This is a genomic window from Ruegeria sp. R13_0, assembly GCF_017743995.1.
Lineage (GTDB): Bacteria > Pseudomonadota > Alphaproteobacteria > Rhodobacterales > Rhodobacteraceae > Ruegeria.
The window spans coordinates 81,603-105,421 of record NZ_JAGHRB010000005.1 but is presented as its reverse complement, the minus strand read 5'-3'; the positions used below and the strand labels follow the sequence as shown (position 1 = coordinate 105,421).

Below are 23,819 nucleotides of genomic sequence, written 5' to 3'. Positions count from 1 at the left end.
TGTCGTGTACCGGAGGCCCGGCCTAGTGAATATCGGCAGCGGCCAGCAACGTGCGGGCACAGCGCATCGTGGCCGAGGTTGCGGCCTCGGCACCCATCAAACGTGCGCTTTCGGTCAGGCCTTCGTGCAGGATGAAGAGAGCCTCGGACAAAGCCTCGACATCGCAATCGGGGGCCACGTGGATCAGCCGCGCGCGGAACATGTCGCGGACATGCTGTTTATGCGTCGTGACAGCATCGCGGATCGCGTCACTTTCGGGGTAGGCGGCCAGTGCGTTGCGGAACAGGCATCCGGTGTTTGAAACCTCGCGCAGCCAGTCCGCCAGGCGGGTCAGAACATGCAACACATGATCCGCGCCCCGGAGTTGATCCGTGCAGATCCAATCGCAATAGGCGGCGTCTCGATGATCCAACGCGCCTATGACCATCGCTTCGCGGCTGGGAAAATACTTGTAGAGCGTGCGCAGGGAAACATTCGCTCCCTCTCGCAACGCTTCAACACCTTGGGTGGCAAATCCCATCTCTGAAAACTGCCGGTCAAGATTTTCCGCGATTTTCTGCTGTGTCTCAGTCATATTTCGGTGGTAGAGCGATCACTCTACCTACACATCACCGTTTGCGACACAGACTTTCTTTCCAACGACAAAAAATGCCACCGGCAAGACCGGTGGCATGGAACAAGGGCGGGATGGCAGCAGCGTCGCGCCGCCAGTGCCGGAGTTTTCAGTTACATGTTTGGATAGTTCGGGCCGTCGCCACCCTGCGGCGTGGTCCATGTGATGTTCTGGCTCGGGTCTTTGATATCGCAGGTCTTGCAGTGGACGCAGTTCTGGAAGTTGATCACGAACCGCGGGCCGTCGTCATCCTCGACCATCTCATAGACGCCAGCCGGGCAATAGCGCTGCGCGGGTTCGGCGAATTTGGGCAGGTTGACGGCAACCGGGATCGATGGGTCGCCCAGCTTCAGGTGGCAGGGCTGGCTTTCCTCGTGGTTGGTCATCGCGAAGGACACGTTGGTCAGACGGTCAAAGGACAGCGTGCCATCGGGCTTGGGATAGTCGATCGGCTTGTGCTTGCTGGCCTCTTCGGTCGACTCGGCGTCGTTCTTACCGTGACCCATCGTGCCGAACAGCGAAAAGCCCAGCGTGTTGGTCCACATGTCCAGACCACCCAGCGCCAGCGAGGGCATGAGGCCCCATTTCGACCACATCGGCTTGACGTTGCGCACTTTCTTGAGGTCCTGACCAATGGCGCCTTCGCGCACGTCGGTTTCATAGGCCGCCAGCTCATCACCGGACCGGTCGGCCTTGATGGCGTCAAAAGCGGCCTCGGCTGCGGCTTTGCCCGACAACATCGCGTTGTGGTTGCCCTTGATGCGCGGCACGTTGACCATGCCCGCCGAACAGCCCAGCAGCGCCACGCCCGGAGCGACCAGCTTCGGCATCGACTGATAGCCACCCTCGGTGATCGCGCGCGCGCCATAAGCCACGCGCTTGCCGCCTTTCAGCAGCTCAGCCACCATCGGGTGGTGCTTGAAGCGCTGGAATTCCATGTAGGGATAGAGGTGCGGGTTCTTGTAGTTCAGGTGAACCACGAAGCCGACATAGACCTGATTGTTTTCCAGATGATAAATGAAGGAACCGCCACCTGCGTTGCTGCCCAGAGGCCAGCCCATGGTGTGCGTAACCGAGCCTTCCTTGTGTTTGGCCGGGTCGATCTCCCAGATCTCTTTCATGCCGACGCCGTATTTCTGCGGCTCTTTGCCCGCAGACAGGTCGTATTTGGCGATGACTTCCTTGGACAAGGAGCCGCGTACGCCTTCGGACAGGAAGACGTACTTGCCGTGCAGCTCCATGCCCGGTTCGGTGCCGGGACCGTAAGAGCCGTCTGCCTCCAGACCAAAGACACCGGCAACCACGCCTTTGACTTCGCCGTTTTCGCCGTAGACCAGCTCGGAACAAGCCATGCCAGGGAAGATTTCCACGCCCAGCTCTTCGGCCTGTACGGCCATCCAACGGCAGACATTGCCCATCGAGACGATGTAGTTGCCGTGGTTGTTCATCAGCGGCGGCATGGGTGCGTTGGGGATGCGCAGCTTTCCGGCCTCACCCAGCATGTAGAAGTTATCTTCGTTCACCGGCGTATTCAGCGGCGCGCCTTTTTCCTTCCAATCCGGGATCAGAGCGTCCAGCCCGCAGGGATCCAGCACCGCGCCCGATAGGATATGCGCGCCCACTTCCGAGCCCTTTTCCAAAACCACGACATTTAGGTCGGCATCCAGCTGTTTCAGACGGATGGCCGCCGACAGGCCCGCGGGGCCTGCGCCCACGATCACCACATCGTATTCCATCGCTTCGCGTTCAATCTCGGCCATCGCGGGCTCCTTAGCTAACTTTCCGAATTGGCGCTTTTCTCTTGCGGTCGGCGCAATTTTGTTTCTCGGCTGATTACATGGTGAGAAAGACTCAGGTCAATCGAAACACGGCGTAACAATGCCGCTATTCGACACTTCATGTGTTTGGCGAGTCGCCCATAAGGTATCTGGGACCGCTCCCATGTGATTTGGCGCGGTCATCGGGGTTGTAAAGGGCGCATTTCGGCAGGCTGAGGCACCCACAGCCGATGCAGCCGTCCAGATTGTCGCGCAATCGCGTCAGGGTATTGATTCGCTGATCCAGATGGGCGCGCAGCGTGACACTGATGTCTTTCCAGTCCTGCGGCGTCGGGGTTCGGTTGCCGGGCAGGCCCGATAGCACCTCACGGATCTCTGGCAGGGTCAGGCCGAATTGCTGGGCGATCATCACAAAGCTCAACCGCCTGATATCGGCCCTTTGATACCGCCGCTGCCCGCCTGCGTTGCGCCAGGGCGAGATCAACCCTTGCGCCTCATAGTACCGGATCGCCGACACCGCCAACCCGGTACGCCGCGCCAAAGCGCCAATTGCCAGACCTTCGGAAGCCGCCATTTCACCCTCGCAAAAAATACCTTGACCTAAAGTTAGGTTTAGAAATTACGTTGAGTCGTGACAAGCCTGAAAAATGAAAGGACCTGCCATGATGGCCACGCTTGAACACACCAACTTCACGGTCAACGATCCCAAAGCCTCAGCCGCCTGGATGCACAAAGTGTTTGGTTGGGACATCCGTTGGGAAGGCGCCGCGATGGCGGGCGGCTATACGGTGCATGTGGGCACAAAACACACCTACCTTGCCCTCTACCGCCCCGAACACCCCGAGCCATCAAACGAAAGCAGCTATGACGTGGTCGGCGGCCTGAACCATGTGGGCGTTCTGGTCGAGGATATCGACGCGACCGAGGCCAAGGTGCGCGCGGCAGGTTTCACACCGCATAACCACGCCGATTATGAGCCGGGCAAGCGGTTCTATTTCGACGATGACAACGGGATCGAGTTCGAGGTGGTGCAATATGATTGAGATGTTGTGGCTCTGCACCCCGTCACAGCGGTGGCGCAGGAACAAGCCCCCGGATCACCACCACAGGCGCGAACCGCCTCAGCGGAACGGCGTTAAGTCGCAAATCGACGTGTGACGCCCTCTTGGCCTCTTGCATTTCACGCTCCATTTGGGTCAGGTACTGAACGACCCATCATTCGCCCCGACGCTTTCCCCGCGGCGGGGCGGCTCAATTTATGCGTGGACAACAAGATTATGGAAAAAATTCCAATGACGCCTGCGGGCAATGCCGCGCTCGAGGCGGAGCTGAAAAACCTCAAATCCGTCGAGCGCCCGGCGATCATCGAAGCCATCGCTTCGGCCCGCGAACTGGGTGATTTGAAGGAAAACGCCGAATACCACTCGGCCCGTGAAAAGCAGGGCTTCATCGAAGGCCGCATCAAAGAGCTTGAGGGCATCCTGTCGCTGGCCGATGTGATTGATCCGGCCAAACTGTCGGGTGCGATCAAGTTCGGCGCCAAGGTCACGCTGGTCGATGAAGACACCGATGAGGAAAAGACCTGGCAGATCGTGGGTGAATATGAGGCCAATATCGAAAAAGGCCTTCTGAACATCAAATCGCCCATGGCCCGCGCCCTGATCGGCAAGGACGAAGGCGACAGTGTCGAGGTTCGCACCCCCGGCGGTGTCCGCTCTTACGAAATTCTCAGCATCGAATTCGCCTGACCCGGAGGGTCTGTCATGTCGGGGCCACAACCTGACCAGGAAAGCGAACGGCCAACCTCGCTGGGCATCTATGATCGTCCTCAGCGCCCGTCTGTGACCTCGATCGAGATTGCGGCCGGGGTGCTAAGTGTCATCTGGCTGGTGGTCTCGGTCCTGTTCCTTGTGCTGCCCGATCAGACACAGGGCGGCGGGTTCATTGTGACGCTACTGGCGGTTTTCCTGCCGGTGGCGATGATCTGGGTCGCGGCGACGGCGATGCGCGCCAGCCGCGTCATGCGCGAGGAAAGCGCCCGGCTGCAAACCGCGATTGATGCGATCCGTCAGGCCTATGTCGTTCAGCAACAGCGCGCCGCCAGCTCGTATGAGCCGACGGTGTCCAAGAAGCTGGACGAAATCGCCGCTGTGACCAAAAAGGCCGAGGATGCGCTGGCCACCTTCTCCAGCAAGCGGCGTGAACCCTTGCAGGTCGCCCCATCTGCGCCGGGCGGGCAGACCTCTCTGGCGCTGGGCACTACCGCCGAAGAGATCACGCCGCCTCTGACCACCGATACCTTTATCCGCGCGCTGAACTTCCCCGAGACCGAGAAAGATACCGAGGGTTTCACCGCGCTACGGATGGCGTTGAAGGATCGAAAAGCATCCAAACTGGTGCAGGCCTCACAGGATGTTCTGACCCTGCTCAGCCAAGAGGGCATCTATATGGATGACCTCCGCCCCGATATGGCACGGCCCGAGGTCTGGCGTCAGTTTGCGCAGGGCGCACGTGGACGCTCGGTCGCCGCTTTGGGCGGGATTCGGGATCGCTCGTCGCTGGCGTTGACGGCGGCGCGGATGAAACAGGACCCGATTTTCCGGGATGCGGCGCACCACTTTCTGCGCCGCTTCGACAACATGATCGTCGAATTCGAAGCCAATGCCAGCGACGCGGAACTGACCGCCCTAGGTGACACAAGAACCGCGCGGGCCTTCATGCTGTTGGGGCGTGTGGCCGGAACCTTCGACTAGGCGGCAGGTACAGGCCAGCTCATCTTGGTGGCGCGGCTGAAACCGAACAGGTGCCGAAACGGGCCGGTCTTCTCAACACCCACAGGTTTGAACCCTTCACGTTCGTACAGGGCCTGTGCGCGGGGATTGGTGTCAATCACATCCAGTTGCACTTCGGCCATTCCGCGGCGCTGCGCCTCAGCCTTGATGGCACAAAGCAGCGTTGTGCCAATGCCCCTCCCGCGGGCCTCAGCCGCGACAAAGATGCCGTCCATCTGGAACACACCGGGCTGCAGATCACGCTCCAACACGCTCAGAACCACACCGCGCCAGATCGCCCCGAACCAGCCATAGACGCGGGCGAGGTCTGACAGGCTGCCTCCCGCCAAGCCGCCTTTGTTGGTCTTGAAACCCGCAAGGCCCAGCATCCGGCCATCAGTGTCGCGCGCAACCAGCGCGAATTCCGGGTCGAGAGCCGTTTCAAAGAAGGCCAAACCTTTTTCATCCGGTCCCATCACCTTGTGCAGCTTGGCCGCAAAGGCCTGCCAGAACAGGGCAGCGGCTTGGGGTCTTTCGGCCTTGGTAAAGCCTTTGGAAACCGTGACCGTCACAGCCCAAAACTGCCGTAAGGGATAAAGCGCACCAGATCGTCCGGTTGAATGTGGCGCGCGCCGTCTTCGATCTCGACCAGCCCCTCGGCCCAGCTTAGCCCGCTGATCCGGCCTGAGCCTTCCGAGTGGAATACCTCGACCCGCCCCTCGCGAATACGCGCGCGCAGATATTCCCGGCGACCGGGTTTCTTGCGTTTCTCAAAAGCGGCGGGCACCTCGAAACCCTGTGGCTCTGCCCACCCCTGCCCTGACATCTGGCACAGGGCCGGGCGGGCGAAGATCAACGTACAGACCTTGGCGGCCACCGGGTTGCCGGGCAGGCCAAAAACCGGTGTGCCCGACCACATACCCAGAGCCAGAGGGCGGCCGGGTTTGAGGGCAATCCGCCACTCCTGCATTGCGCCCGCCTCGCGAAGCAGGGCTGAGACATGGTCCTCGTCCCCAGCCGAAGCGCCGCCGCTGGTCAGGATCACATCAGCCTGCGTTGCGGCCTCATCCAACCTTGCTCGCAGGGTTTCGCGGTCGTCGGCGACACGCCCCAGGTCGACTGGCACAAATCCCATGCGGTCGATCAAAGACAGCAGCATGGGCCTGTTCGCGTCAAATATCTGCCCGATGCCGGCTGTCTCGCCCGGCTCGACAAGCTCATCCCCGGTGGACAGAACGGCCACGCGCAGAGGTTTGTGCACGGGCACCTCGGAAATACCGACCGCTGACAAAAGCGCCATATCGGCCGGTGTCAGCCTGCGACCGGCTGTCAGGGCGACCTCTCCTGCTGAAACATCCTCACCCGCGCGGCGCGTGTTTGCGCCCAGCTTCAACGGGCCGTGGAAGGCAATGTGGCCATCCTGAACCGTCACGTCCTCTTCCAGAATGACCGTGTCCACGCCTTCGGGCAAAGCCGCGCCGGTCAGGATGCGCAACGCTTGGCCTGAGGGCACCGTGCCATCGAACGGAATGCCCGCTGCAGCGCGCCCCTCGGTCAGCGGCATCACCTGCGCGCCCTCAGCCGCGGGGCCTGCGAACCCGAAGCCATCCACCGCCGTGTTGGGCTGCGGCGGGTTCGAGCGCTGTGCCACCACGTCCTCGGCCAGAACACGGCCCATCGACTGCGTAAGCGGCACCACCTCGGCCCCTGTGACGGGGCGCAACCGATCCCGCAGCAACGCGAGCGCGTCATCCACGGGCGTCCAGTTCACCCCAGCGGGCAAGGCAAAACAATCGTTTCGCAATGGCGGAGGCGATATGTTCGGTTTGTCCTGCGCTACACCCAAGATCCACCCCTCCTCTGAGGCTGAAACGTTCAACTGTCTGTCCAATTCCTGATCCGTCATCCGCGACAGAGTCAAGGCAACCTGTTCGACCTGCCACGCATCCTTGATCCGACCCGGCGGGGCTGCACCTAGGTTGAGCGAGGGCCAGATCTCGACAAACGCCACCGGTTTGTCCAGCGGCTGAAAGGGCCAAATGGCGATCTTGCCCGCGAAAGCGTGGCGCAGCCGGTTCAACACGGGCAGGCCCATCATCACCTGTCCGCCGACGGCGCCTGCGCCTGCCATTTGCCAGCAGGTAAAACTGCCCTTGGCCAAATGCTCAACCGCGCGGCGGTCCGGAAACGGGTTGAAATAGTCCTGTTTCGTGCGCGGCAGCCCGGCAATGTCGCGCCGCAGGCCATTCATCCAGAACGGGCCTTTGCCGCCAAAGCCCGAATTGATCTGTCCTGCGAGGTCAAAGCGGTTGTTGGCGCTCGGAGAATCCTCGATCCGATCTTCGAACCAGTCCCACAGGGCAAGCGGATCATGTGTCCCGGTGATCGCCTTGGCAAAGCCTGCGGGATAACCGAAGGGGAAATCAAACCCCAGCATCAGGCGGCGACCTGCAGACAGTTCAGTGTCGATCAGGCTGCGCAACCACTCCTCGGCGACTACCCGATTGCGTAGATAGTCCAGCGTCGGCACTGCGCCGTCGCGCACCACGCAGGCCCAGATGGCATCTTTGCGAGGGCGCGGCCCAGTGTCGTTGCCACCGGACCAATCGACCATCGCAAAGCTGTCAAAAAGGCTCACAAACCAACCTCGGAAAGGATGAAACCCGCAATGGCCGCCGTGTCGTTCAGATCGAACACGGGTCGGTCCAGATCCAGCGGAGTGTCACTGGCCACAGCGCGAATCGTGTCATCCGACGGGGCGATCAGGTCATTGCCGGGCTCGGCGCGGAAAGCCTCGACCTTGGGGTGGTGTTCGCGTTTATAGCCCTCGATCAACACCAGATCGACTGGCGAGAGACGGGCGAGAAGAGAGGCCAGCGTAGGCTCCTCCGCGCCGCGCAGCTCCTGCATCAGGGCGACGCGCTGCCCCGAGGCCAGAAGAACCTCGCTCGCGCCTGCCATTCTGTGGCGATGGCTGTCGCGGCCCGGTTGGTCGACGTCAAAGGAATGATGCGCGTGTTTGACGGTCGAAACGGTGAAGCCGCGTCCGGTAATCTCGGTCACCAGCCGCTCCATCAGCCCGGTTTTGCCAGCGTTTTTCCAGCCGGTGACGCCGTAGACCCTCATGCCTGCTCCAACAGTTTTTCGGCGCGCGCGAGGTCGTCCGGTGTGTTGACATTGAAGAACGGATCGAACGGATCTGCGGGAAAAAGCGCCTCGCGCCCGTCATGCTTGTCAGTCCACAGCACGACCTTGCGCAGCCCATCGTTCAAAGCAGCGCGCAGATCGTCACGCAGCGCCACAGGCCAGAGGCCGAATGTCGGGTGCCGGTTGACCTTCTTGCCGCCTGACTTCAAGGCCTCGTCCCCGGTGCGGGGCGTCGTGGCAAGGACCAAAGGGTGCGTTTGGCCCTGTGCCGCCTCAGTCAGCCGCGCCGCCAAATCACGCGGGAAGAACGGCGTGTCGGCGGCGGCGGTGACGATACTGTCAGCCCCCTGCTCTGCCGCCCAATCCAGCCCGGCCAGAACCCCCGCCAAGGGGCCTGCAAACCCCTCAATCGAGTCCGGCAAAACGGGCAGATTCAATTCTGCAAACCGCGCTGCGTCTCCGTTGGCGTTCAACGCGAGGCCATCCACCTGCGGACCGAGTCGGTTAATGACATGAGACAACAGGCTCTGCCCGCCGATCTGCAAAAGCCCTTTGTCGCCGCCTCCCATCCGGGTCGCAAGGCCACCTGCGAGTAACACACCGAGGGGTTTGGTTATACCATCAGCCATTGGCACTTTTCCGGCGGTGTTTCTTGTCCTCGGCGGCCACACTTGCCGGGTCCACGTCGCGCAGCAGGCGATCCTCGCCGGACAGGCAGACAAAGCGCTGCCCGCGCATGCGACCGATCAGGGTCAGGCCGACCTCGCGGGCGATCTCGACGCCCCAGGCGGTGAAACCGGACCGGGACGCCAGAACCGGAATACCCATCATCGCCGTTTTGATCACCATTTCAGAGGTCAAACGCCCGGTAGTGTAGAGGATCTTGTCCTCCGCCGTCTCGTTCTCGGACAGCATCCAGCCGGCGATTTTGTCGACGGCGTTGTGGCGACCCACATCCTCCATATATACAAGCGGCCGGTTTTCACGGCAGAGAACCGTGCCATGGATCGCACCGGCCTCAAGGTACAAAGAAGGCGTACGATTGATCTTGGCAGCCAGATCGTAGAGCCACGAGGTCCGGACCGACACTTGCGGCAGGCGCACGTCCTCCAACCCCTCCATCATGTCTCCAAAGACCGTGCCCACGGCACAGCCACTGGTGCGGGTCTTTTTCTTCAGCTTGTCCTCATAGGAGGTTTCGCGGGCCGTCCGCACAACCACGGTTTCGAGGTCATCATCATAGTCGACCCGTGTGATTTCATCATCAGCCAGCAACATCCCCTGATTGCGCAGGAAACCCAGCGCCAGATACTCGGGATAGTCGCCAATGGTCATTGCGGTCACGATTTCCTGGGAATTGAGGAAAATCGTCAGCGGGCGTTCCTCGACCACCGAAATCTGGCTGACTTCGCCATTCTGGTCCACGCCTTCAACCGCACGCGTCAAACGGGCCGCGCCGGGATCGGGGGCGATGATATAGTCCGAGACATCCAGTTCTGTCACCAATTGCAACCCCTTCCCAAGACCGCTACTGCTGCTGCGAATACCATAGGATTTAGCCATGGCAGACGCCACATCCAAGTCATACTTCTGGAAAGGGTTTCGCGACGGGACACCCTTCATTTTTGTCGCGATTCCATTTGGCACCCTGTTCGGGGTTTTCGCCACCGAGGCCGGGCTGGGTATCGTTCAGGTCGTCGCATTCTCGGCCACGGTTTTCGCCGGAGCAGCGCAATTCACCGCCCTGCAATTGCTGCAGGAGAACGCGCCGACGGCCATTGTGCTGGCCTCGGCCCTTGCGGTGAATTTGAGAGTGGCGATGTATTCAGCCTCACTGACGCCGTTTCTGGGGGCTGCCCCAATGTGGCAGCGGGCCTGCGCCGCCTATCTGACGGTTGACCAATCTTATGCCTGTTCGATCGTTCAGTTTGAGAAAGAGCCAAAGATGACCGTGCCGCAGCGCATGGCTTATTTCATCGGTTCGGTCACGCCGATCACGCCGTGCTGGATTCTGGCGACCTATCTGGGCGCGGTTTTGGGTACCCGGATTCCTGAAAGCTGGGCTTTGGATTTCGCCCTGCCGATTACCTTTCTGGCCATGCTGGGGCCGATGATGCGGACGCTGCCCCATGTCATTGCGGCCCTTGTGGCGTTGGTCGTGTCACTGCTGGCCGTGAGCGTACCGTTCAATCTGGGCCTGTTGATCGCCGGAACCGCAGGCATGATCGCAGGTGCTCAGGCCGAGGTGATCTTGGTTCGTAGAAAGGCGCACGCATGACGCAGATCGACCCCACCACCATGTGGACCGTCATTATCGGCCTGGCCATCGGCAGCTTTGCCCTGCGCTTTGTGTTCATCGGCTTTGTCGGAGACCGCCCGATGCCACCCTGGCTGCTGCGCCACCTGCGCTACACCGCCGTGGCGATCCTGCCCGCGCTGATCGCGCCGCTGGTCGTGTGGCCTTCCGCGACCGAGGGCCAACCCGATGCGGCCCGAATGGCGGCTGCGGCAGTGACGCTGTCTGTTGGAGTGTTCACCAAAAACGTGCTGGCCGCGATCTTTTCAGGCGCGGCCACACTTTATGGTCTGCTATATTTACTGGCTTGAAGCCGCGTCCAGTTGGTTCAGAGCGGCGTTATTGGCTGCCAGACCTTTTTGCAGATCGGCATCGTCATTCTCACGATACTCTTCGGTGACAACGCCGGGTAGCTCGGCAAACTGTTCCGACAGGTTGATCGGAAAGAAGGTCACGTCGATCTGCTCGAATCCGGGCACCTGCTGCAACAGCCGCGCGGTCGAATTGGCGCAAAAAGACCCTGCGACAGGGCCGGTCTGCTTGGCCAATTGCAGCGCGATCTCGGCCTGTTGCGGCGTCACCTGAATGGTCTGGATGCGGGCATAATGCGTCTCGCGCGCGTGAGAACTGCGATAGGCGCGCTCAACCGCTGGAGTGATGCCATAAAGAACATCATCCCGCGACGGAACGATATCCGCCTGGAACGAGCCTGCGGGGTCAAAAATCACCCGCTCACTGCCGTTGATCATCAACGAGGTATGCGCCCCCGAACCGGAGCGCGTGTTGATCATCGTATAGAGCGTCAGGGTCGACGGCCCCGGATCACGGTAAGACCGCGACACGATCTCAGCCTGATCTGCCTGAGGGCGTTTTGACACCGCGCAGCCAGCCACTGTTGCCGCCAGCAGGCAGGCGATCAAAATTCTGAACACGGTCGACCCCGAAAGACTTAGGACGCGTAAAGCGCCAGCAGGAAGGCCAGCACGCCGATGGCGACGCAGCACCAGACAGTGGCCTTGATGAAGCCCTCAAAGGTTTTGGTTTGAACGGTGATGTCCATTTCGCCGTGCTTGTGTTCAGCCATGAGTCTCAGATTCCCAATTCGCGTGTTTATCCGCTGGATAATCGAAAATTTCGGGCCTGTCACCACGTCATTCCAGCGCAGGGGCCCTGTCACCCAACACAAAACACCCCGGATAGCCAAATCCCCAGCGCCACGGCAGTCCGCTGCAGGGGCCGCCGCCGAATCGGACCGCGCCGTAGAGGGCGTCCGAGGTCAGCGAATGGACCGAGCGGATCTGCTCGGGCGTCATGTCATAGCGTTCCGCATAGGCCTGCGCATGGGTCTCGCCATGGGTTTCGACGCAGAGCTGCAAAGCCTGATCGGCGGCGAGGCGCGCGTCATAGCTTTCTGCGGCCGTCTGCGCGTCACCGGCGTTGTGATAGGCGCGGTCATGGGTCACGCAGCAATACTCCCACGGCGGGTGTTCCTGATACAATTCGCCGATCTGAGGGAACGTATCGGCCACCCAGCGCCAACTGGCCGACAACCCGCCCGAGCATCCGTCAGTTTCGAACGGGATCAGCTCGGCATCGCCGCGTTGTGCGATCAGGGCACGGTGCGAGGGCATCTCGACCGTGCGCATCAGGTCTTGAGCCGTGGCAGGGCTGGCCAGCAGGAACAGACCCAGCGCCAGTTTACGGGCTGTCATCGCGCATCGCCTCGGTATCGACGGTCATGCCAAAGGTTGTGGCAAGCCAAAGCAGCACGCGTTCCGCCGGGCCCATCTCGGCGCGGACGCGCAGAACTTCGCGCGCCATGGCCGGGCGGTCCGTGATCAGCCCGTCCACCCCCATCGAGGCCATTGCCGACATCTGCAGCGGGTCGTTCACCGTCCAGACATAGATCTCTTTGCCCGTCGCGTGGACCGAGCGGATCAGTCCCGGCGACACAGTTGCTGCACTCACCGCAACAAAATCGCCTTCCAGCCCCGACAAATCACCGATTGCCGTCGCCGCCAGCACACCCGCGCGCCAATCCGGGCGCAGCGCCTTCATCTTTTGCACGGCCGGATATTTCAGCGACATGGTGGCGATGTCGTCCTGCATCTCGAATTCTTCGACCAAAGCGGCGACCCGGTTTTCCAGATCAACGTCGTGGCCGTAGTATTTCAGCTCGATAATGACTTTGGATTTGCCTTTTGTCGCCTCCAGCACCTCACGCAGGGTTGGGGTGCGTTGGTCGGCATATTCAGGACTAAACCAGCTGCCGATGTCGATGGATTCCACATCCTCCATCGTGGCGTCCCAGATCTTAGTCGGGACCCCGGCCAGTTTCATGAAGTCACTGTCATGGGCCACGACAACAACGCCATCGGCTGTTTCTTGTACGTCGATCTCAACCCAATCCGCGCCATCCTCGATTGCCTTAAGAACCGAGGCCATGGTGTTTTCGGGCCGCAGCGCCGCAGCCCCCCGGTGGCCGATAACATCCGCATGATCTTCGGCCTGTACGCGTTCCAGCAGGGTGTGGCCGAACCAGCCCCCCACCAGAAGGGCAACCACTGCCAGCCCGACCGCTGTGAACAGCGAGGCCTGAATGCGGCGCGGCGCGGGGTGGGGCGGCTCATCCGTCTGAGGTTCAAAGAACCGATCCAGCAGAACCGCCAATGCGCCCAGCGCAGAGGCCGCCAGAACCAGCCCGGCCAGAGACCACAGCCCTGCAATCGCGAGGCTATAGGTCAGCGCCAGTTTCAGGTTACTGCTGCCTTGCAACGGCACCGCTGCAAACAAAAGCCCGGCCACCCATGCAATCGCCGCCGCAATCGCAAGGCGCATCGCCAGCCATGCAACCAAGGCCAGTTTCAAGCGCCCGCGTTTGCCCTCCATCCGGGACGTACTGATATTGAACACATGCGCTGGGTGGACATTTTCAAACAGCACCAGATGAAGTGACAGAGCCCAGCCCGACAGCTTGCGGATCAGCACCCATGCCATGGCCAGAGCCACCGCGCCGATCAGGGCCACAGCCACCAGAAAGGCAGGCGGGTGGAAGGTCAGGTAGTAGTTGATGTCGTATTCGGTCAGCGTCCACCATGCGATCAACGCTGCGACCGCGAGATATGGCAGCGCCAACAGCAAAACCCGCAGAATGAACCGGGCCGCAAAGCCAAAAAGCGACGGCAGGCGCGACAGAACCAGACCGATCGCCGCACTGCCCGCGCGCCACGGATCGGCCTCGCCCATCCTCAAAGAGGCTGCCATGACCGCGAAGACAAACACCTCGGCCAACAGAAACAGACTCAGCACCACGATGGCCGCAATGAACCCGGCGGGCGAGAGGATGAAGGCCGCGATATCCTGATCCGTCAGCGCAGTTTGATCGGACAGCGAGACCGCCAGATTGACCGCCAGAGCGACACCGGGCGCGACCAGCGCGATCACCAGCAGCCGCACCGCCAGATAGATGGGCACAAAGACCCTGCGTCTTGCCCAGGCGCCGGAATAGGCGTTTGTAACGGTTGAGAAAATGGACATGCGAACACCCTTGAATGATGCATGCATTCAAGGGTGTGCAGGCATGAATTGCAAGTCAGCTGTCTTCGAGATCGGCCGCCAAACGGAACCCGATGCGATTAGCGGGCTTGTCCTCGACCGATTTGGGCAAGGCGCGCAGCATCACGTTCAGCTGGCTGACATGCTGCACCAGCTGCGTGCGCGCGCCTGTTCCATCCGAGCCGAAAAACGTGATGATATCGGGGTCGAAATAGCCCATCCCCTGAATCCGCATCACACCCGCGTCACCTCCGGTGAAACCCATTGCGACCTCGTGATCGCCATCGAGTGTTTTCTCGAAGTTCTGGATATAAAGGATTAGACGCTCATACGCCCATTGCGCGGCGCTCTTGGTTTCAACCGGTTTTTTTAGCTGCCCCGGCAGGGGTTGAGCGCCGGACTCGGCCTCGGAATCCGCGTGAACCTCATAGCACCGCGGCAGGGCATCCGCTTCGGCGGCCTCAGCCGAGGTTTCGATCGTGTCTTGCATTCATCACCCTTTGCGCTGAAACACCCACGCCCCGTCCGCGCGTCGCGTCCGGGTCACGGCTCCACTGTGATGAAGATGGTTCATATGTGCAACCGCTTCAACCAGCGCCAACCCGTATTCGCCTTCGCGAATGGTGCGCTTGAAGAGCGGGGCAAAACACTCGGCGGCGGCTTTGGGTTGGTCGAGATAAGCCAGCAGACGCTCAAGCGCGCCGTGGTGATTCTCGATCAGCTGACGCATACGCAGCGGCAACCCGGTGAAAGGCAGCTTGTGGCCACCCAGAACCAGATGATCCGGGCGGGCCAGTTTTTGCAGCCGCTCGCAGGCCTCAATCCAGTCCGAGACCGGATCGGCCATAGGTTCGGTCGCATAGACGCCCAGATTGGGGCTGATCGAGCTGAGGATCTGATCGCCACTTAGCACCAGATGATCGTCACGGCTCCAGAGAGTTACATGTTCGGGCGCGTGGCCGTTGCCCATATGCACGTCCCAGTCGCGCCCACCGATGCGGATCACGTCGCCCTGTTTGATCCGTGTGAAGCCGAGCGGCATAGGATAAACCGTATCGGCAAAGTTGAAGGGACGATCGGCCTTGCGCTTTTCCAGAAACGCAGGGTCCATCCCGGCGCTTTGGTAGAAATCCAGCGTCTCCTGCGGCCAGTTTTCCTGCACGTCCAGCGTCAGCATCCGCGAAAACAGCCAAGCGGTGCGGCTGGTGACCAGCTCGACCCCATGTTCGGCCTGAAACCAACCGGCATTGCCCACGTGGTCGGGATGGTGATGGGTGACGACAGCGCGACGAATGGGTTTTCCGGCCAGAGGCCCGGACATCAGCTCAGCCCAGATGCGGCGGGTCTTGTTCGAGGACATCCCGGTATCAATCACCGTCCACCCGTCGCCGTCGTCCAGCGCATAGATATTCACATGGTCCAGCGCCATCGGCAGGGGTAGGCGCATCCACAACACGCCCTCGGCTATCTCGATGGCTTCGCCAGGGGCGGGCGGCTCAGGCCACGGATATCGGATGCCCGATGGCTCCACGCCGTCCATCACGCGCCCAGGTCTTCAGCGCTGAGGGCAAAGAGGTCATCTGCCCCGTTCTGCGCCTGCGCCAGCAGACCGAGATATTCGGGCAGCAAGGCGTTGATGTAGTAGCGCGCCAGTCGCGCCCGCGGGCCGTCCGGATCGGCAAGCGCTGCGGCCAGATGGTAGTGCCCGCCCAAAACCCGCGCAAAGGCGCGCAGAAAGGCGGCAGCACCGGCAAAGCGCGCGTTCATATTGTCCTGCGCCACCATCCATTCGGTCGCTTCGCGCAGGGATTCCGTAGCCTCCCACACCGGACCGGCAAGATCGGGCATCTTGGAGCGGGCCTGTTCGGCGTGATCTTCGATCTCATCGAGCAAGCTGGCAGCAGCGTCTCCACCGTCCATCATCTTGCGGGCGACCAAATCCATTGCTTGGATGCCGTTGGTACCCTCATAAATCGCGGTCACGCGGACATCGCGGTAGTACTGGGCTGCCCCTGTTTCTTCGACGAAGCCCATTCCGCCATGAACCTGAACACCGGTCTCGGCGACGCGCATCCCGGTCTGGGTCCCAAAGGCCTTGCCAATCGGGGTCAGCAGAGCTGCCCGCGCGGCCCAGTCGGCATCTCCGGTCGCGTGCGCCATATCAATCGCCGCGGCATTCGCCAGCATGATCGCCCGAGCCGCAAATACATCCGCCCGCATTTCGGTCAGCATCCGGCGTACATCCGCGTGGTCGATGATCGTGCCCGAGGGCGTCTTGCCCTGTTTCCGCTCCATCGCGTAGGCCAGCGCATGTTGATACGCGCCCTCGGCGACGCCGACACCCTCACCACCGACACCCAGACGTGCGTTGTTCATCATGGTGAACATTGCCGCCATACCGCCATGCTCTTTCCCAACCAGCCAACCCGTGGCCCCGTCATACTGCATCACACAGGTCGGAGAGCCATGGAGGCCCAACTTGTGTTCCAGCGACACTACGCTCAGGTCATTGGCCGCCCTGGGGTTACCCTGTGCGTCAGGCAGGTATTTCGGCACCAAAAACAGCGAAATCCCCTTGGTGCCCGGAACTGCGTCGGGCAGACGGGCCAGAACCAGATGGCAGATATTCTCGCAGAAATCGTTGTCGCCCCAGGAGATATAGATCTTCTGCCCGGTGACCGCATAAGTGCCGTCCCCATTGGGTTCTGCCCGTGTCGTCAAAGCACCTACATCTGACCCGGCCTGCGGCTCGGTCAGGTTCATCGTGCCCGAAAAGGCGCCAGACATCAGCTTGGGTAGGTACAGCGCCTTGAGCTCGTCACTGGCATGCGCCTCAAGCGCTTCGATCTGACCCTGCGACATCAAGGGGGCCACCTGCAGTGACAGGCAGGCCGCGCTCATCATCTCATTGACCGCCGAAGTGACGGCCATGGGCAGGCCCATGCCGCCATAGTCAGGGCTGCCGCTCATCCCGATCCAGCCGCCTTCCGCGATGGCTTTCCAACCTTCCGAGTATCCGGGTGAGGTGCGAACAACGCCGTTTTCCAACTGCGCCGGTTCCAGATCACCGGGGCGTTGCAGCGGGGCGAGAACCTCTTCGCACATCTTTCCCGCTTCCGTAAGGATCGCGCTGACTACATCCGGGGTCGCATCAGCGAATCTCTCGGTGGCCGTGATCTGATCGAGACCCACCACATGGCGGAACAGGAATTCATAGTCAGAAACTGGGGCGCGGTATGGCATGGCTTCCCTTGCGGTCTGTCGGCACGGCCGCACTTGGAATCTGCGATCAGCGCCGGTATGCATCTTTGCGTATTGGGATTACCTACTCTTCCCCATGTTGCAAGCAACCAAAACGCGGCGTCACCAGATATGATCCCCACCACTCTTGAGCTGACAGCCGACCCCAACGGCATCGCCCGTGCTGCAGATCTTTTGCGTCAGGGCCTATTGGTCGCCTTCCCGACCGAGACGGTCTATGGCCTGGGAGGTGATGCTAGAGACGGTGAGGCCGTGGCCCGGATTTACGAGGCCAAGGGTCGTCCAAGTTTCAATCCACTGATCGCCCATGTCGCCTCGATCGAGGCGGCGCAGCGGTTTGTGCAGTGGTCGGATCAGGCCGAGCGTTTGGCGAATGCGTTCTGGCCCGGTCCGCTGACCTTGGTTCTGCCGCTGAAGCCGGGGCACGGTGTGTCATCGCTGGTTACTGCAGGGTTGGATACTTTGGCCGTTCGCGTGCCTGCGCATCCCACGGCGCGCGCTTTGCTGGCGGCAGTTGACGGGCCGGTTGCGGCGCCATCGGCCAATCCCTCGGGTCAGATTAGCCCAACGACGGCAGCACATGTTCATGCGGGCTTGGGTGGTCGGATCGCCGCCGTTCTGGATGACGGCCCCTGCGGTGTCGGGTTGGAATCCACCATCGTCGGACTGGCCGGAGAGCCCAGCCTGCTGCGCCCCGGAGGCGTCGCGCTGGAACAGATCGAGACCGTCCTGAACACCCGCCTTCACCTGCACAAAGCGGGGGATATACTGACCGCTCCGGGGCAGTTGCAATCGCACTACGCGCCAGATGCGCCTGTCCGACTGAATGCTGAGATTGTGCAGGGGGATGAGGTTTTGTTAGGCTTCGGCCCGGTCACCTGTGACATGAACCTGTCCGAAACAAGCAATCTGACCGAGGCTGCGGCCAATCTGTTCGCCGCGCTACACAGCCTGAATGAAACCGGGCGTCCGATCGCCGTCTCACCGATCCCCGATCATGGGCTGGGGGCTGCGATCAATGACCGTCTACGCCGCGCCGCCGCGCCGCGCGACAGTTAGCTAGGCACGGCCTGCGCTGGCCGATAGGGTCAGCGGGTCGACACCCAGCGTGGCAAGGGCCTTTTCCCATTTGTCGTCATCGGGCACATCGAACACCAACTCCGAGGATGCATCCGCCGTCAGCCAGCCATTCATAGCGATCTCATCCTCCAGCTGGCCGGGCCCCCAGCCGGAATAGCCCAGCGTCAGCATCGCGTTCAGCGGGCCACGCCCCGCGGCCATATCCTCTAACACATCGAGCGTGGCCGTCATGCTGAAGTCATCCGAAATCTGCATCGAATGCAGGTTCGCATCGTAGTCGGAGCTATGCAGAACAAAGCCACGCGACATCTCGACCGGGCCTCCAAAATGCACCAGACGCTCGCCTATGATGGGAATGCGACAAGGGATGTTGAGCTGCCCCAGCAGGGTTTTGAACCGCAGATCAGAGGGTTTGTTGATGATCAACCCCATCGCGCCATCGTCGCCGTAGCTGCAGATATACACGACCGAGTGATCAAAGCGCGGATCGCCCATCCCCGGCATCGCAATCAACAGTTTTCCGGTCAGGTCCATGCGAGGTTTCTCTTGCTCGTTACCTCTCAACAATGACCCTGCGGCACGGGTATTGGCAAGGGAGCAAAGCTGATTTCAGCAGATTTCACACAGGTGACCCGAACGTGACTTGGATTTCAGGTCCGCACGGCGCATGTAATGGGGTATGATGACTCGTATGAAATCCTCGGTTGCCCTTCTGATCGCCTGTCTGGGCCTGTCCGCACCCGCCTCGGCGCAGGGTCTGGATGGGGTTGTTGCGCTGGATGTTCTGGATGGCGGGCGCACGGCCAATGGGACCTATCTGGGCGCGCTGCGTCTGACCCTCAAAGAGGGGTGGAAGACCTATTGGCGCGCGCCGGGCGACGCCGGGATCCCGCCGCAATTCGATTGGAGCGGGTCCGGAAACGTGGGCGACGTGCGTATCACCTGGCCCGCGCCCGAGATTTTCGACCAGAATGGCCTGAAATCCATCGGCTACGAGGATCAACTGGTACTGCCGGTCGAGATTACGCCCAAGAACCCAGCCAAACCCGTGCGCCTGCGTGGTGAGATGGATCTGGGGGTCTGCAAGGACGTGTGCATCCCGCAGCGTCTGGGTTTCGACCACAAAGTGGACGCTAGTGCAGGGCGCAACCCCGCAATCGCAGCCGCTTTGGCGCAACGCCCCTTCTCGGCCCGTGAGGCACGCGTTGCCAAGGCCAGCTGCCATTTGACCCCAACCTCGGAAGGTATGCGGATCGAGGCGCGGGTGACCATGCCTTCGGCCGGAGGGCAGGAAGTTGCGGTGATCGAGCCGGGGAACCCGGTCCTTTGGGCCTCGCAACCCGAAACGCAGCGGCAGGGCGGCACACTGATTGCCCGATCCGAGGTGATCAGCGCCTCGGGCGCTCCCTTTGCGCTGGATCGGTCCGAGATTCGGATCACGGTTCTGGGCGCCAACCACGCTGTGGACATTCAGGGATGCTCTGCAGGCTGACCCTATGACGCAATCCCCCAAGATCGGTGCGCTGGCTGTTGTCCTGCATCAGGAAAACGTTCTGCTGGTGCAACGCAGCAAGGAACCGGATCGAGGCCTGTGGGGGTTTCCCGGCGGCCATGTGGAATGGGGTGAGACCGTCCTTCAGGCCGCAGAACGGGAATTGCTTGAGGAGACATCGGTCACGGCTGAACCGCTGCACTATCTGGACAATCTAGATCTGCTGCGGTGGGATGCGGATGGGCAGGTCCTGTCGCACTATTTGCTGGTCGGGGTGGCTTGCCGTTATCAATCCGGCACGCCTTTGGCCGGGGATGATGCGCTGGACGCGCAATGGTTTCCTATCGAACAGATTCTTGATGGCGACCTGCCGATGAGCAACCGTGTGGCCAGCCTGTTGCAGCTTGCGCTGAAGGAGCGTTAGGCTCCGGCCCGGCTTTTGAACCTAGCATAGAACATCCCGGACAGCAGCACGCTCAGGATCACGATGGGGATCGCTCCGGCCACAAACGCCCCCAAACCCATGCGCAGAATCTCGGGGGCCTCTGCGCCTCCGTAAAGACCGACCAATGGGTCTAAAGGCGCACCTGAAACCATCGGCCAGACCAGCGTCACCGCAAACCAGAGCATCAGAGCCAAAGCGGTCACGCCAAGGGCGGCCTGCACCACGCGGTCCCGCGCATAGATCGCCCGGCGCATCGCCGTCATCGGACGCGCGAAATCGTTCAGGATCGCCAGCAGAGCGGGCACCAGAACCAGCACCAGAACCATTCCGAAGCCCAGCCCATAGACCAGCGTGATCACCGTCGGCTTGAGGAACTGCGCCTGTTGCGAGCCTTCATAGAGCAGCGGCGTCAGACCCAGCACCGTCGTCAGCGTGGTCAGCATCACAGGACGCAACCGGTCAGCCGTGCCTTCGATGATCGAGGGCACCAACCCCCTCTCCTGCTGATAGCCATCAATGGTGGTCACCAGCACAATCGAGTCGTTGACGATAATACCTGTCATGCCCAGAAGCCCGACAACGGTGAACATGCTTAGCGGCACATCCCAAATGTAATGCCCCCAGATCGCACCCACCAAGCCAAACGGAATGATAGACGTCACCACCAGAGGTCGCGACCAGCTGGCGAACACCCAGGCCAGAACGAGATATATACCGGTCAGGCACAGGATCAGGCCGGTGCGCGCTTCAGATAGGAACTCGTCCTCTTGTTCGCTCAGGCCCGCCATGCGCCAGTCGACCTGATATTCGCCTGCAATGCGCGGTAGGATCTCTTCGTTCATGGCACGACCGATTTCGGCAGCGCGGGCGGGATCATCCTCGGAGATGTCGCCATTCACCGAAATCACCCGCAACCCGTTCTCGCGCCGGACGGTCGAGAAGCCTGACTTGCGCTCGACCGAGACGATGTCGGCCAGCGGGACATAGACCCCGTCGGGCGTGCGCATCAGGGTGCGTTCCAGGAAATCTGCGGTCAGCTCGCCCTCGGGCAGTTCCACGCGGATCTCGGCGCTGCGGGGGCCATCAGGGAAGGTCGCGGCCTCAATCCCGTTCAACCGGTTGCGCAGCACGCGGCCCAGCGTTTCGATGCGGAAGCCCAGCGCCTGACCCTGTGCCGTTAGATCGAGAATGTATTCCTCTTTGTCATAAGCCAGATTGTCCTCAAGCGCCGAGACTTCTGGGTATTTTGACAGTTCGGTCTGCAAATCCTCGGACGCGGCTTTCAGCGTGTCTACATCCGCGCCGTAGAACTGCACATCAATCGCGTCCCCTCCGGGACCCGAGCGCCACCCCCTGAAGCTCAGCAGCTCAACCTTGGGATGGCGGGGGACGAAATCCTGAAGCTCACCCACAAATTCGAAGCTGGAATAGGGGCGCAGGTCGGCGTCGATCAGCTCGATCGAGATACCGCCCAGTAGATCGTCATCCTTGCCCTCGGCAGCGGACAGACCGAACCCTGCACTGCCGCCAACTTCGGCCAGAACATATTCCAGAGGATTGCGCCCGTGGCGGTCCTCGTAGATCTGGCCCAACTCTTCGGTGGCGTGCTGCAACTCGCGCATCATGGCGATGGTGTCAGCACGCGTTGCGCCTTCGGCCATGATGAAATTGCCGGTGACCGAGCCGCGTTCGGGCGCGTTGAAAAACCGCCAGTTCACATCGCCGCGAATGAACAGAGCGGCCTGAGTCGCCAGGATCACCAGCATCAGTGCAACCACGACATAGCGTGCCCAGATGACCCAAGCGATAAGGGGGCGAAACAGCGTGTCCCGCACCCAACGGAAGCCCCGGTTTACCACCCGGTTGGGCAGGTCATACCAGTGCTCCTTGGCCGAATGCGCAATGGCGTGGGACATGTGGTTCGGCAGGATCAGGAAGCATTCGATGAGCGAGGCCGCCAGCACCGCGATCACGGTAAAGGGGATATCACGGATCAACTCTCCGAACCGGCCACCCACGAGGGTCAGGCCAAAAAAGGCGATCACGGTGGTGATCGTTGCGGCAAAAACCGGCATGGCCATCCGGCGGGCGGCGCGTTCTGCGGCGACGATGGGCGGCTCCCCCAGTCGGCGGGCGCGGAAATCGGCGTGTTCACCCACGACGATGGCGTCATCCACCACGATCCCAAGGGTGATGATCAGACCGAACAGAGACACCATGTTCAGCGACAAACCACCGATATACATCAGCGCAATCGCCGCCGACATCGCAACCGGAATGCCCGCCGCTACCCAGAACGCAATGCGCGCGTTCAGGAACAGGAACAGCAGACACACGACAAGGCCAAGGCCGACCAGACCGTTGTCGATCAGAATATCCAGACGGTCGGTGATGGCCTGCGCGCGGGTACGGATCATCTCGACCGAGACACCTTCGGGCAGGCTGGCCTGCATCTCGGTCACCACGTCCTCGACCGTGTGCTGGATTGCGATGGCATCCCCCAGATTGGACCGATCCACCCGAACCGACATGGCCGGATTGTCACCGACAAAGTAGCTGCGGTTGCGATTGACCCCTTCCACCCGGATCTGCGCCACATCACCGACAAACAGTTTTGATCCGTCCGCAAAAGTCCGCAGAGCGATGGTCTCGATCTCTTCCGGCGTGCGCTTTTCCGCACCGGTCCGGATGCGCGCGTTGGCGCCCGTCACGTCCCCCGCAGGGCTGGCATTGACCTCAGCCGAGATGGCTGAGGCGATGTCGGCCAAAGCCACGTCATTGGCAATCAGCTGCGCGGTGGGTACCTCGATCACCACGCGCGGGGCGGCGAGACCACGGATCGTGGTACGGGTCACGCCAGCGGCAAACAAGCGGTTGATCAGCTCATCGGTAAACTTGGCCAATTGGTCCGGATCAACCGGGCCGTTGACGACCACATCTGTCACCCTATCGCGCCAGGCCCCCCGTCGAATGGAGGGTTCTTCGGCATCTTCGGGCAGGTTGGTGACGCTATCGACGGCAGTGCGCACCTCCTCAACGGCGCGGGACATGTCCCAGTTCGGCTCGAACTCCAGCCGGATACTGGCAGAGCCTTCGCGAGAGGTCGCCGTGGTGCTTGCCACGCCTTCGACCGCCAGCAATTCAGGTTCGAGCAGTTGGACGATGCCATTGTCGACATCTTCGGGACCGGCCCCTTCCCATTCGACATTCACGTCGACCCGCTCCAGAACCACATCCGGAAAGAACTGCGCCCGCATATTCGGGATGGACGCCGCGCCTAGAACCAGCATCACCAGCAAAAGCAAGTTGGCCACGGTTCTGTGCCGGGTGAAATAGCTTAGGATACCACCGGCGGCGCTGGGTATTTCGCGCATCATGGCG

25 protein-coding genes are annotated in these 23,819 nt (G+C 61.3%); 8 read left to right on the top strand and 17 right to left on the bottom strand.

Going from position 1 to position 23,819, the window contains the following annotated elements:
• Nucleotides 1–22 precede the first annotated feature (22 nt).
• The 3 genes from J7394_RS08170 to soxR all read right to left on the bottom strand — a co-directional run bounded on the left by J7394_RS08170 (nucleotide 23) and on the right by soxR (nucleotide 2,965).
• Complete coding sequence (locus tag J7394_RS08170) at nucleotides 23–574, bottom strand: TetR/AcrR family transcriptional regulator (RefSeq protein ID WP_209252234.1); 552 nt, start codon at nucleotides 572–574, stop codon at nucleotides 23–25.
• 152 nt (nucleotides 575–726) lie between these two features.
• Nucleotides 727–2,373, bottom strand: a complete 1,647-nt coding sequence (locus tag J7394_RS08165) for an electron transfer flavoprotein-ubiquinone oxidoreductase (RefSeq protein ID WP_209252233.1) — start codon at nucleotides 2,371–2,373, stop codon at nucleotides 727–729.
• Between the two features lie 136 nt (nucleotides 2,374–2,509).
• Nucleotides 2,510–2,965, bottom strand: a complete 456-nt coding sequence (soxR, locus tag J7394_RS08160; protein WP_170379057.1) for a redox-sensitive transcriptional activator SoxR — start codon at nucleotides 2,963–2,965, stop codon at nucleotides 2,510–2,512.
• Nucleotides 2,966–3,053: 88 nt separating this feature from the next.
• On the opposite strand from soxR, the gene J7394_RS08155 reads away from it, so the two are divergent.
• The 3 genes from J7394_RS08155 (at nucleotide 3,054) to J7394_RS08145 (ending at nucleotide 5,144) form a co-directional block, all read left to right on the top strand.
• A complete protein-coding gene (locus J7394_RS08155; protein WP_170480896.1) occupies nucleotides 3,054–3,434 on the top strand; it encodes a VOC family protein in 381 nt (126 codons plus the stop codon).
• A gap of 234 nt (nucleotides 3,435–3,668) precedes the next feature.
• Nucleotides 3,669–4,139 (top strand): transcription elongation factor GreA, encoded by a 471-nt coding sequence (gene greA / locus J7394_RS08150; protein ID WP_209252232.1) that lies wholly within the window; start codon nucleotides 3,669–3,671, stop codon nucleotides 4,137–4,139.
• Nucleotides 4,140–4,154: 15 nt separating this feature from the next.
• Nucleotides 4,155–5,144 (top strand): hypothetical protein, encoded by a 990-nt coding sequence (locus J7394_RS08145; protein ID WP_209252230.1) that lies wholly within the window; start codon nucleotides 4,155–4,157, stop codon nucleotides 5,142–5,144.
• Here J7394_RS08145 and J7394_RS08140 read toward each other — a convergent pair.
• The 5 genes from J7394_RS08140 to J7394_RS08120 are packed head-to-tail and all read right to left on the bottom strand — an operon-like array spanning nucleotide 5,141 to nucleotide 9,821.
• On the bottom strand, nucleotides 5,141–5,734 hold the full coding sequence (locus tag J7394_RS08140; protein ID WP_371811989.1) for a GNAT family N-acetyltransferase: 594 nt from the start codon (nucleotides 5,732–5,734) through the stop codon (nucleotides 5,141–5,143). The two genes, J7394_RS08145 and J7394_RS08140, sit on opposite strands and share 4 nt — an antisense overlap.
• Nucleotides 5,731–7,776 carry a gephyrin-like molybdotransferase Glp gene (glp, locus tag J7394_RS08135; RefSeq protein WP_209252471.1) on the bottom strand — a complete coding sequence of 682 codons (2,046 nt, stop codon included), beginning with the start codon at nucleotides 7,774–7,776 and terminating at the stop codon, nucleotides 5,731–5,733. Before glp ends, J7394_RS08140 begins: the two co-directional genes overlap by 4 nt.
• A gap of 20 nt (nucleotides 7,777–7,796) precedes the next feature.
• Nucleotides 7,797–8,288 carry a molybdopterin-guanine dinucleotide biosynthesis protein B gene (gene mobB, locus J7394_RS08130; RefSeq protein ID WP_209252228.1) on the bottom strand — a complete coding sequence of 164 codons (492 nt, stop codon included), beginning with the start codon at nucleotides 8,286–8,288 and terminating at the stop codon, nucleotides 7,797–7,799.
• A complete protein-coding gene (mobA, locus tag J7394_RS08125) occupies nucleotides 8,285–8,938 on the bottom strand; it encodes a molybdenum cofactor guanylyltransferase MobA (protein ID WP_209252226.1) in 654 nt (217 codons plus the stop codon). The genes mobB and mobA overlap by 4 nt, the downstream gene beginning before the upstream one ends.
• Nucleotides 8,931–9,821 (bottom strand): formate dehydrogenase accessory sulfurtransferase FdhD, encoded by an 891-nt coding sequence (locus J7394_RS08120; protein ID WP_209252469.1) that lies wholly within the window; start codon nucleotides 9,819–9,821, stop codon nucleotides 8,931–8,933. Before J7394_RS08120 ends, mobA begins: the two co-directional genes overlap by 8 nt.
• A 49-nt stretch (nucleotides 9,822–9,870) precedes the next feature.
• On the opposite strand from J7394_RS08120, the gene J7394_RS08115 reads away from it, so the two are divergent.
• Nucleotides 9,871–10,587 carry an AzlC family ABC transporter permease gene (locus tag J7394_RS08115; protein WP_209252225.1) on the top strand — a complete coding sequence of 239 codons (717 nt, stop codon included), beginning with the start codon at nucleotides 9,871–9,873 and terminating at the stop codon, nucleotides 10,585–10,587.
• Nucleotides 10,584–10,916: an AzlD domain-containing protein gene (locus J7394_RS08110; protein ID WP_209252224.1), complete on the top strand. Its 333-nt coding sequence runs from the start codon at nucleotides 10,584–10,586 to the stop codon at nucleotides 10,914–10,916. The genes J7394_RS08115 and J7394_RS08110 overlap by 4 nt, the downstream gene beginning before the upstream one ends.
• Here J7394_RS08110 and J7394_RS08105 read toward each other — a convergent pair.
• The 7 genes from J7394_RS08105 to J7394_RS08075 all read right to left on the bottom strand — a co-directional run bounded on the left by J7394_RS08105 (nucleotide 10,905) and on the right by J7394_RS08075 (nucleotide 17,403).
• A complete protein-coding gene (locus tag J7394_RS08105; RefSeq protein ID WP_209252223.1) occupies nucleotides 10,905–11,537 on the bottom strand; it encodes a hypothetical protein in 633 nt (210 codons plus the stop codon). The genes J7394_RS08110 and J7394_RS08105 overlap by 12 nt on opposite strands.
• A gap of 17 nt (nucleotides 11,538–11,554) precedes the next feature.
• Nucleotides 11,555–11,689: an aa3-type cytochrome c oxidase subunit IV gene (locus J7394_RS08100; RefSeq protein WP_209252222.1), complete on the bottom strand. Its 135-nt coding sequence runs from the start codon at nucleotides 11,687–11,689 to the stop codon at nucleotides 11,555–11,557.
• Between the two features lie 67 nt (nucleotides 11,690–11,756).
• Nucleotides 11,757–12,317, bottom strand: a complete 561-nt coding sequence (locus tag J7394_RS08095) for a hypothetical protein (RefSeq protein WP_209252221.1) — start codon at nucleotides 12,315–12,317, stop codon at nucleotides 11,757–11,759.
• The gene (locus J7394_RS08090; protein WP_209252219.1) at nucleotides 12,304–14,142 is read right to left on the bottom strand and encodes a glycerophosphodiester phosphodiesterase; all 1,839 of its coding nucleotides are present in this window, start codon (nucleotides 14,140–14,142) and stop codon (nucleotides 12,304–12,306) included. The genes J7394_RS08095 and J7394_RS08090 overlap by 14 nt, the downstream gene beginning before the upstream one ends.
• 55 nt (nucleotides 14,143–14,197) lie before the next feature.
• Entirely contained in the window at nucleotides 14,198–14,650 is a 453-nt protein-coding gene (locus J7394_RS08085; protein WP_209252217.1) for a DUF6173 family protein, read from the bottom strand.
• 3 nt (nucleotides 14,651–14,653) lie between these two features.
• Entirely contained in the window at nucleotides 14,654–15,700 is a 1,047-nt protein-coding gene (locus J7394_RS08080) for an MBL fold metallo-hydrolase (RefSeq protein WP_209252215.1), read from the bottom strand.
• Nucleotides 15,700–17,403, bottom strand: a complete 1,704-nt coding sequence (locus J7394_RS08075; RefSeq protein WP_209252213.1) for an acyl-CoA dehydrogenase — start codon at nucleotides 17,401–17,403, stop codon at nucleotides 15,700–15,702. Before J7394_RS08075 ends, J7394_RS08080 begins: the two co-directional genes overlap by 1 nt.
• 129 nt (nucleotides 17,404–17,532) lie before the next feature.
• Here J7394_RS08075 and J7394_RS08070 point away from each other — a divergent pair, with 129 nt between their 5' ends.
• Complete coding sequence (locus J7394_RS08070) at nucleotides 17,533–18,480, top strand: L-threonylcarbamoyladenylate synthase (protein ID WP_209252211.1); 948 nt, start codon at nucleotides 17,533–17,535, stop codon at nucleotides 18,478–18,480.
• Here the strand turns inward: J7394_RS08070 and J7394_RS08065 are convergent, their stop codons facing one another.
• A complete protein-coding gene (locus J7394_RS08065) occupies nucleotides 18,481–19,035 on the bottom strand; it encodes a YqgE/AlgH family protein (protein ID WP_170379089.1) in 555 nt (184 codons plus the stop codon).
• Between the two features lie 148 nt (nucleotides 19,036–19,183).
• On the opposite strand from J7394_RS08065, the gene J7394_RS08060 reads away from it, so the two are divergent.
• Nucleotides 19,184–19,993, top strand: coding sequence for a protein-disulfide reductase DsbD domain-containing protein (locus tag J7394_RS08060; protein WP_247748121.1), 810 nt, complete (start codon nucleotides 19,184–19,186; stop codon nucleotides 19,991–19,993).
• 4 nt (nucleotides 19,994–19,997) lie between these two features.
• Complete coding sequence (locus J7394_RS08055) at nucleotides 19,998–20,417, top strand: NUDIX hydrolase (RefSeq protein ID WP_209252207.1); 420 nt, start codon at nucleotides 19,998–20,000, stop codon at nucleotides 20,415–20,417.
• On the opposite strand, the gene J7394_RS08050 is transcribed toward J7394_RS08055, so the two are convergent.
• A complete protein-coding gene (locus J7394_RS08050; RefSeq protein WP_209252205.1) occupies nucleotides 20,414–23,815 on the bottom strand; it encodes an efflux RND transporter permease subunit in 3,402 nt (1,133 codons plus the stop codon). The two genes, J7394_RS08055 and J7394_RS08050, sit on opposite strands and share 4 nt — an antisense overlap.
• Nucleotides 23,816–23,819: the final 4 nt, after the last annotated feature.

What these genes read in the sequence shown, in the direction of transcription:
- J7394_RS08080 (WP_209252215.1), bottom strand. Translation starts at nt 15,700, where the DNA reads ATGGACGGCGTGGAGCCATCGGGCATCCGATATCCGTGGCCTGAGCCG.
- J7394_RS08085 (WP_209252217.1), bottom strand. Translation starts at nt 14,650, where the DNA reads ATGCAAGACACGATCGAAACCTCGGCTGAGGCCGCCGAAGCGGATGCC.
- J7394_RS08075 (WP_209252213.1), bottom strand. Translation starts at nt 17,403, where the DNA reads ATGCCATACCGCGCCCCAGTTTCTGACTATGAATTCCTGTTCCGCCAT.
- greA (WP_209252232.1), top strand. Translation starts at nt 3,669, where the DNA reads ATGGAAAAAATTCCAATGACGCCTGCGGGCAATGCCGCGCTCGAGGCG.
- J7394_RS08050 (WP_209252205.1), bottom strand. Translation starts at nt 23,815, where the DNA reads ATGATGCGCGAAATACCCAGCGCCGCCGGTGGTATCCTAAGCTATTTC.
- J7394_RS08155 (WP_170480896.1), top strand. Translation starts at nt 3,054, where the DNA reads ATGATGGCCACGCTTGAACACACCAACTTCACGGTCAACGATCCCAAA.
- J7394_RS08165 (WP_209252233.1), bottom strand. Translation starts at nt 2,373, where the DNA reads ATGGCCGAGATTGAACGCGAAGCGATGGAATACGATGTGGTGATCGTG.
- mobB (WP_209252228.1), bottom strand. Translation starts at nt 8,288, where the DNA reads ATGAGGGTCTACGGCGTCACCGGCTGGAAAAACGCTGGCAAAACCGGG.
- J7394_RS08100 (WP_209252222.1), bottom strand. Translation starts at nt 11,689, where the DNA reads ATGGCTGAACACAAGCACGGCGAAATGGACATCACCGTTCAAACCAAA.
- J7394_RS08095 (WP_209252221.1), bottom strand. Translation starts at nt 12,317, where the DNA reads ATGACAGCCCGTAAACTGGCGCTGGGTCTGTTCCTGCTGGCCAGCCCT.
- J7394_RS08055 (WP_209252207.1), top strand. Translation starts at nt 19,998, where the DNA reads ATGACGCAATCCCCCAAGATCGGTGCGCTGGCTGTTGTCCTGCATCAG.
- soxR (WP_170379057.1), bottom strand. Translation starts at nt 2,965, where the DNA reads ATGGCGGCTTCCGAAGGTCTGGCAATTGGCGCTTTGGCGCGGCGTACC.
- J7394_RS08145 (WP_209252230.1), top strand. Translation starts at nt 4,155, where the DNA reads ATGTCGGGGCCACAACCTGACCAGGAAAGCGAACGGCCAACCTCGCTG.
- J7394_RS08115 (WP_209252225.1), top strand. Translation starts at nt 9,871, where the DNA reads ATGGCAGACGCCACATCCAAGTCATACTTCTGGAAAGGGTTTCGCGAC.
- mobA (WP_209252226.1), bottom strand. Translation starts at nt 8,938, where the DNA reads ATGGCTGATGGTATAACCAAACCCCTCGGTGTGTTACTCGCAGGTGGC.
- J7394_RS08110 (WP_209252224.1), top strand. Translation starts at nt 10,584, where the DNA reads ATGACGCAGATCGACCCCACCACCATGTGGACCGTCATTATCGGCCTG.
- J7394_RS08070 (WP_209252211.1), top strand. Translation starts at nt 17,533, where the DNA reads ATGATCCCCACCACTCTTGAGCTGACAGCCGACCCCAACGGCATCGCC.
- J7394_RS08065 (WP_170379089.1), bottom strand. Translation starts at nt 19,035, where the DNA reads ATGGACCTGACCGGAAAACTGTTGATTGCGATGCCGGGGATGGGCGAT.
- J7394_RS08090 (WP_209252219.1), bottom strand. Translation starts at nt 14,142, where the DNA reads ATGTCCATTTTCTCAACCGTTACAAACGCCTATTCCGGCGCCTGGGCA.
- glp (WP_209252471.1), bottom strand. Translation starts at nt 7,776, where the DNA reads ATGGTCGATTGGTCCGGTGGCAACGACACTGGGCCGCGCCCTCGCAAA.
- J7394_RS08060 (WP_247748121.1), top strand. Translation starts at nt 19,184, where the DNA reads ATGACTCGTATGAAATCCTCGGTTGCCCTTCTGATCGCCTGTCTGGGC.
- J7394_RS08170 (WP_209252234.1), bottom strand. Translation starts at nt 574, where the DNA reads ATGACTGAGACACAGCAGAAAATCGCGGAAAATCTTGACCGGCAGTTT.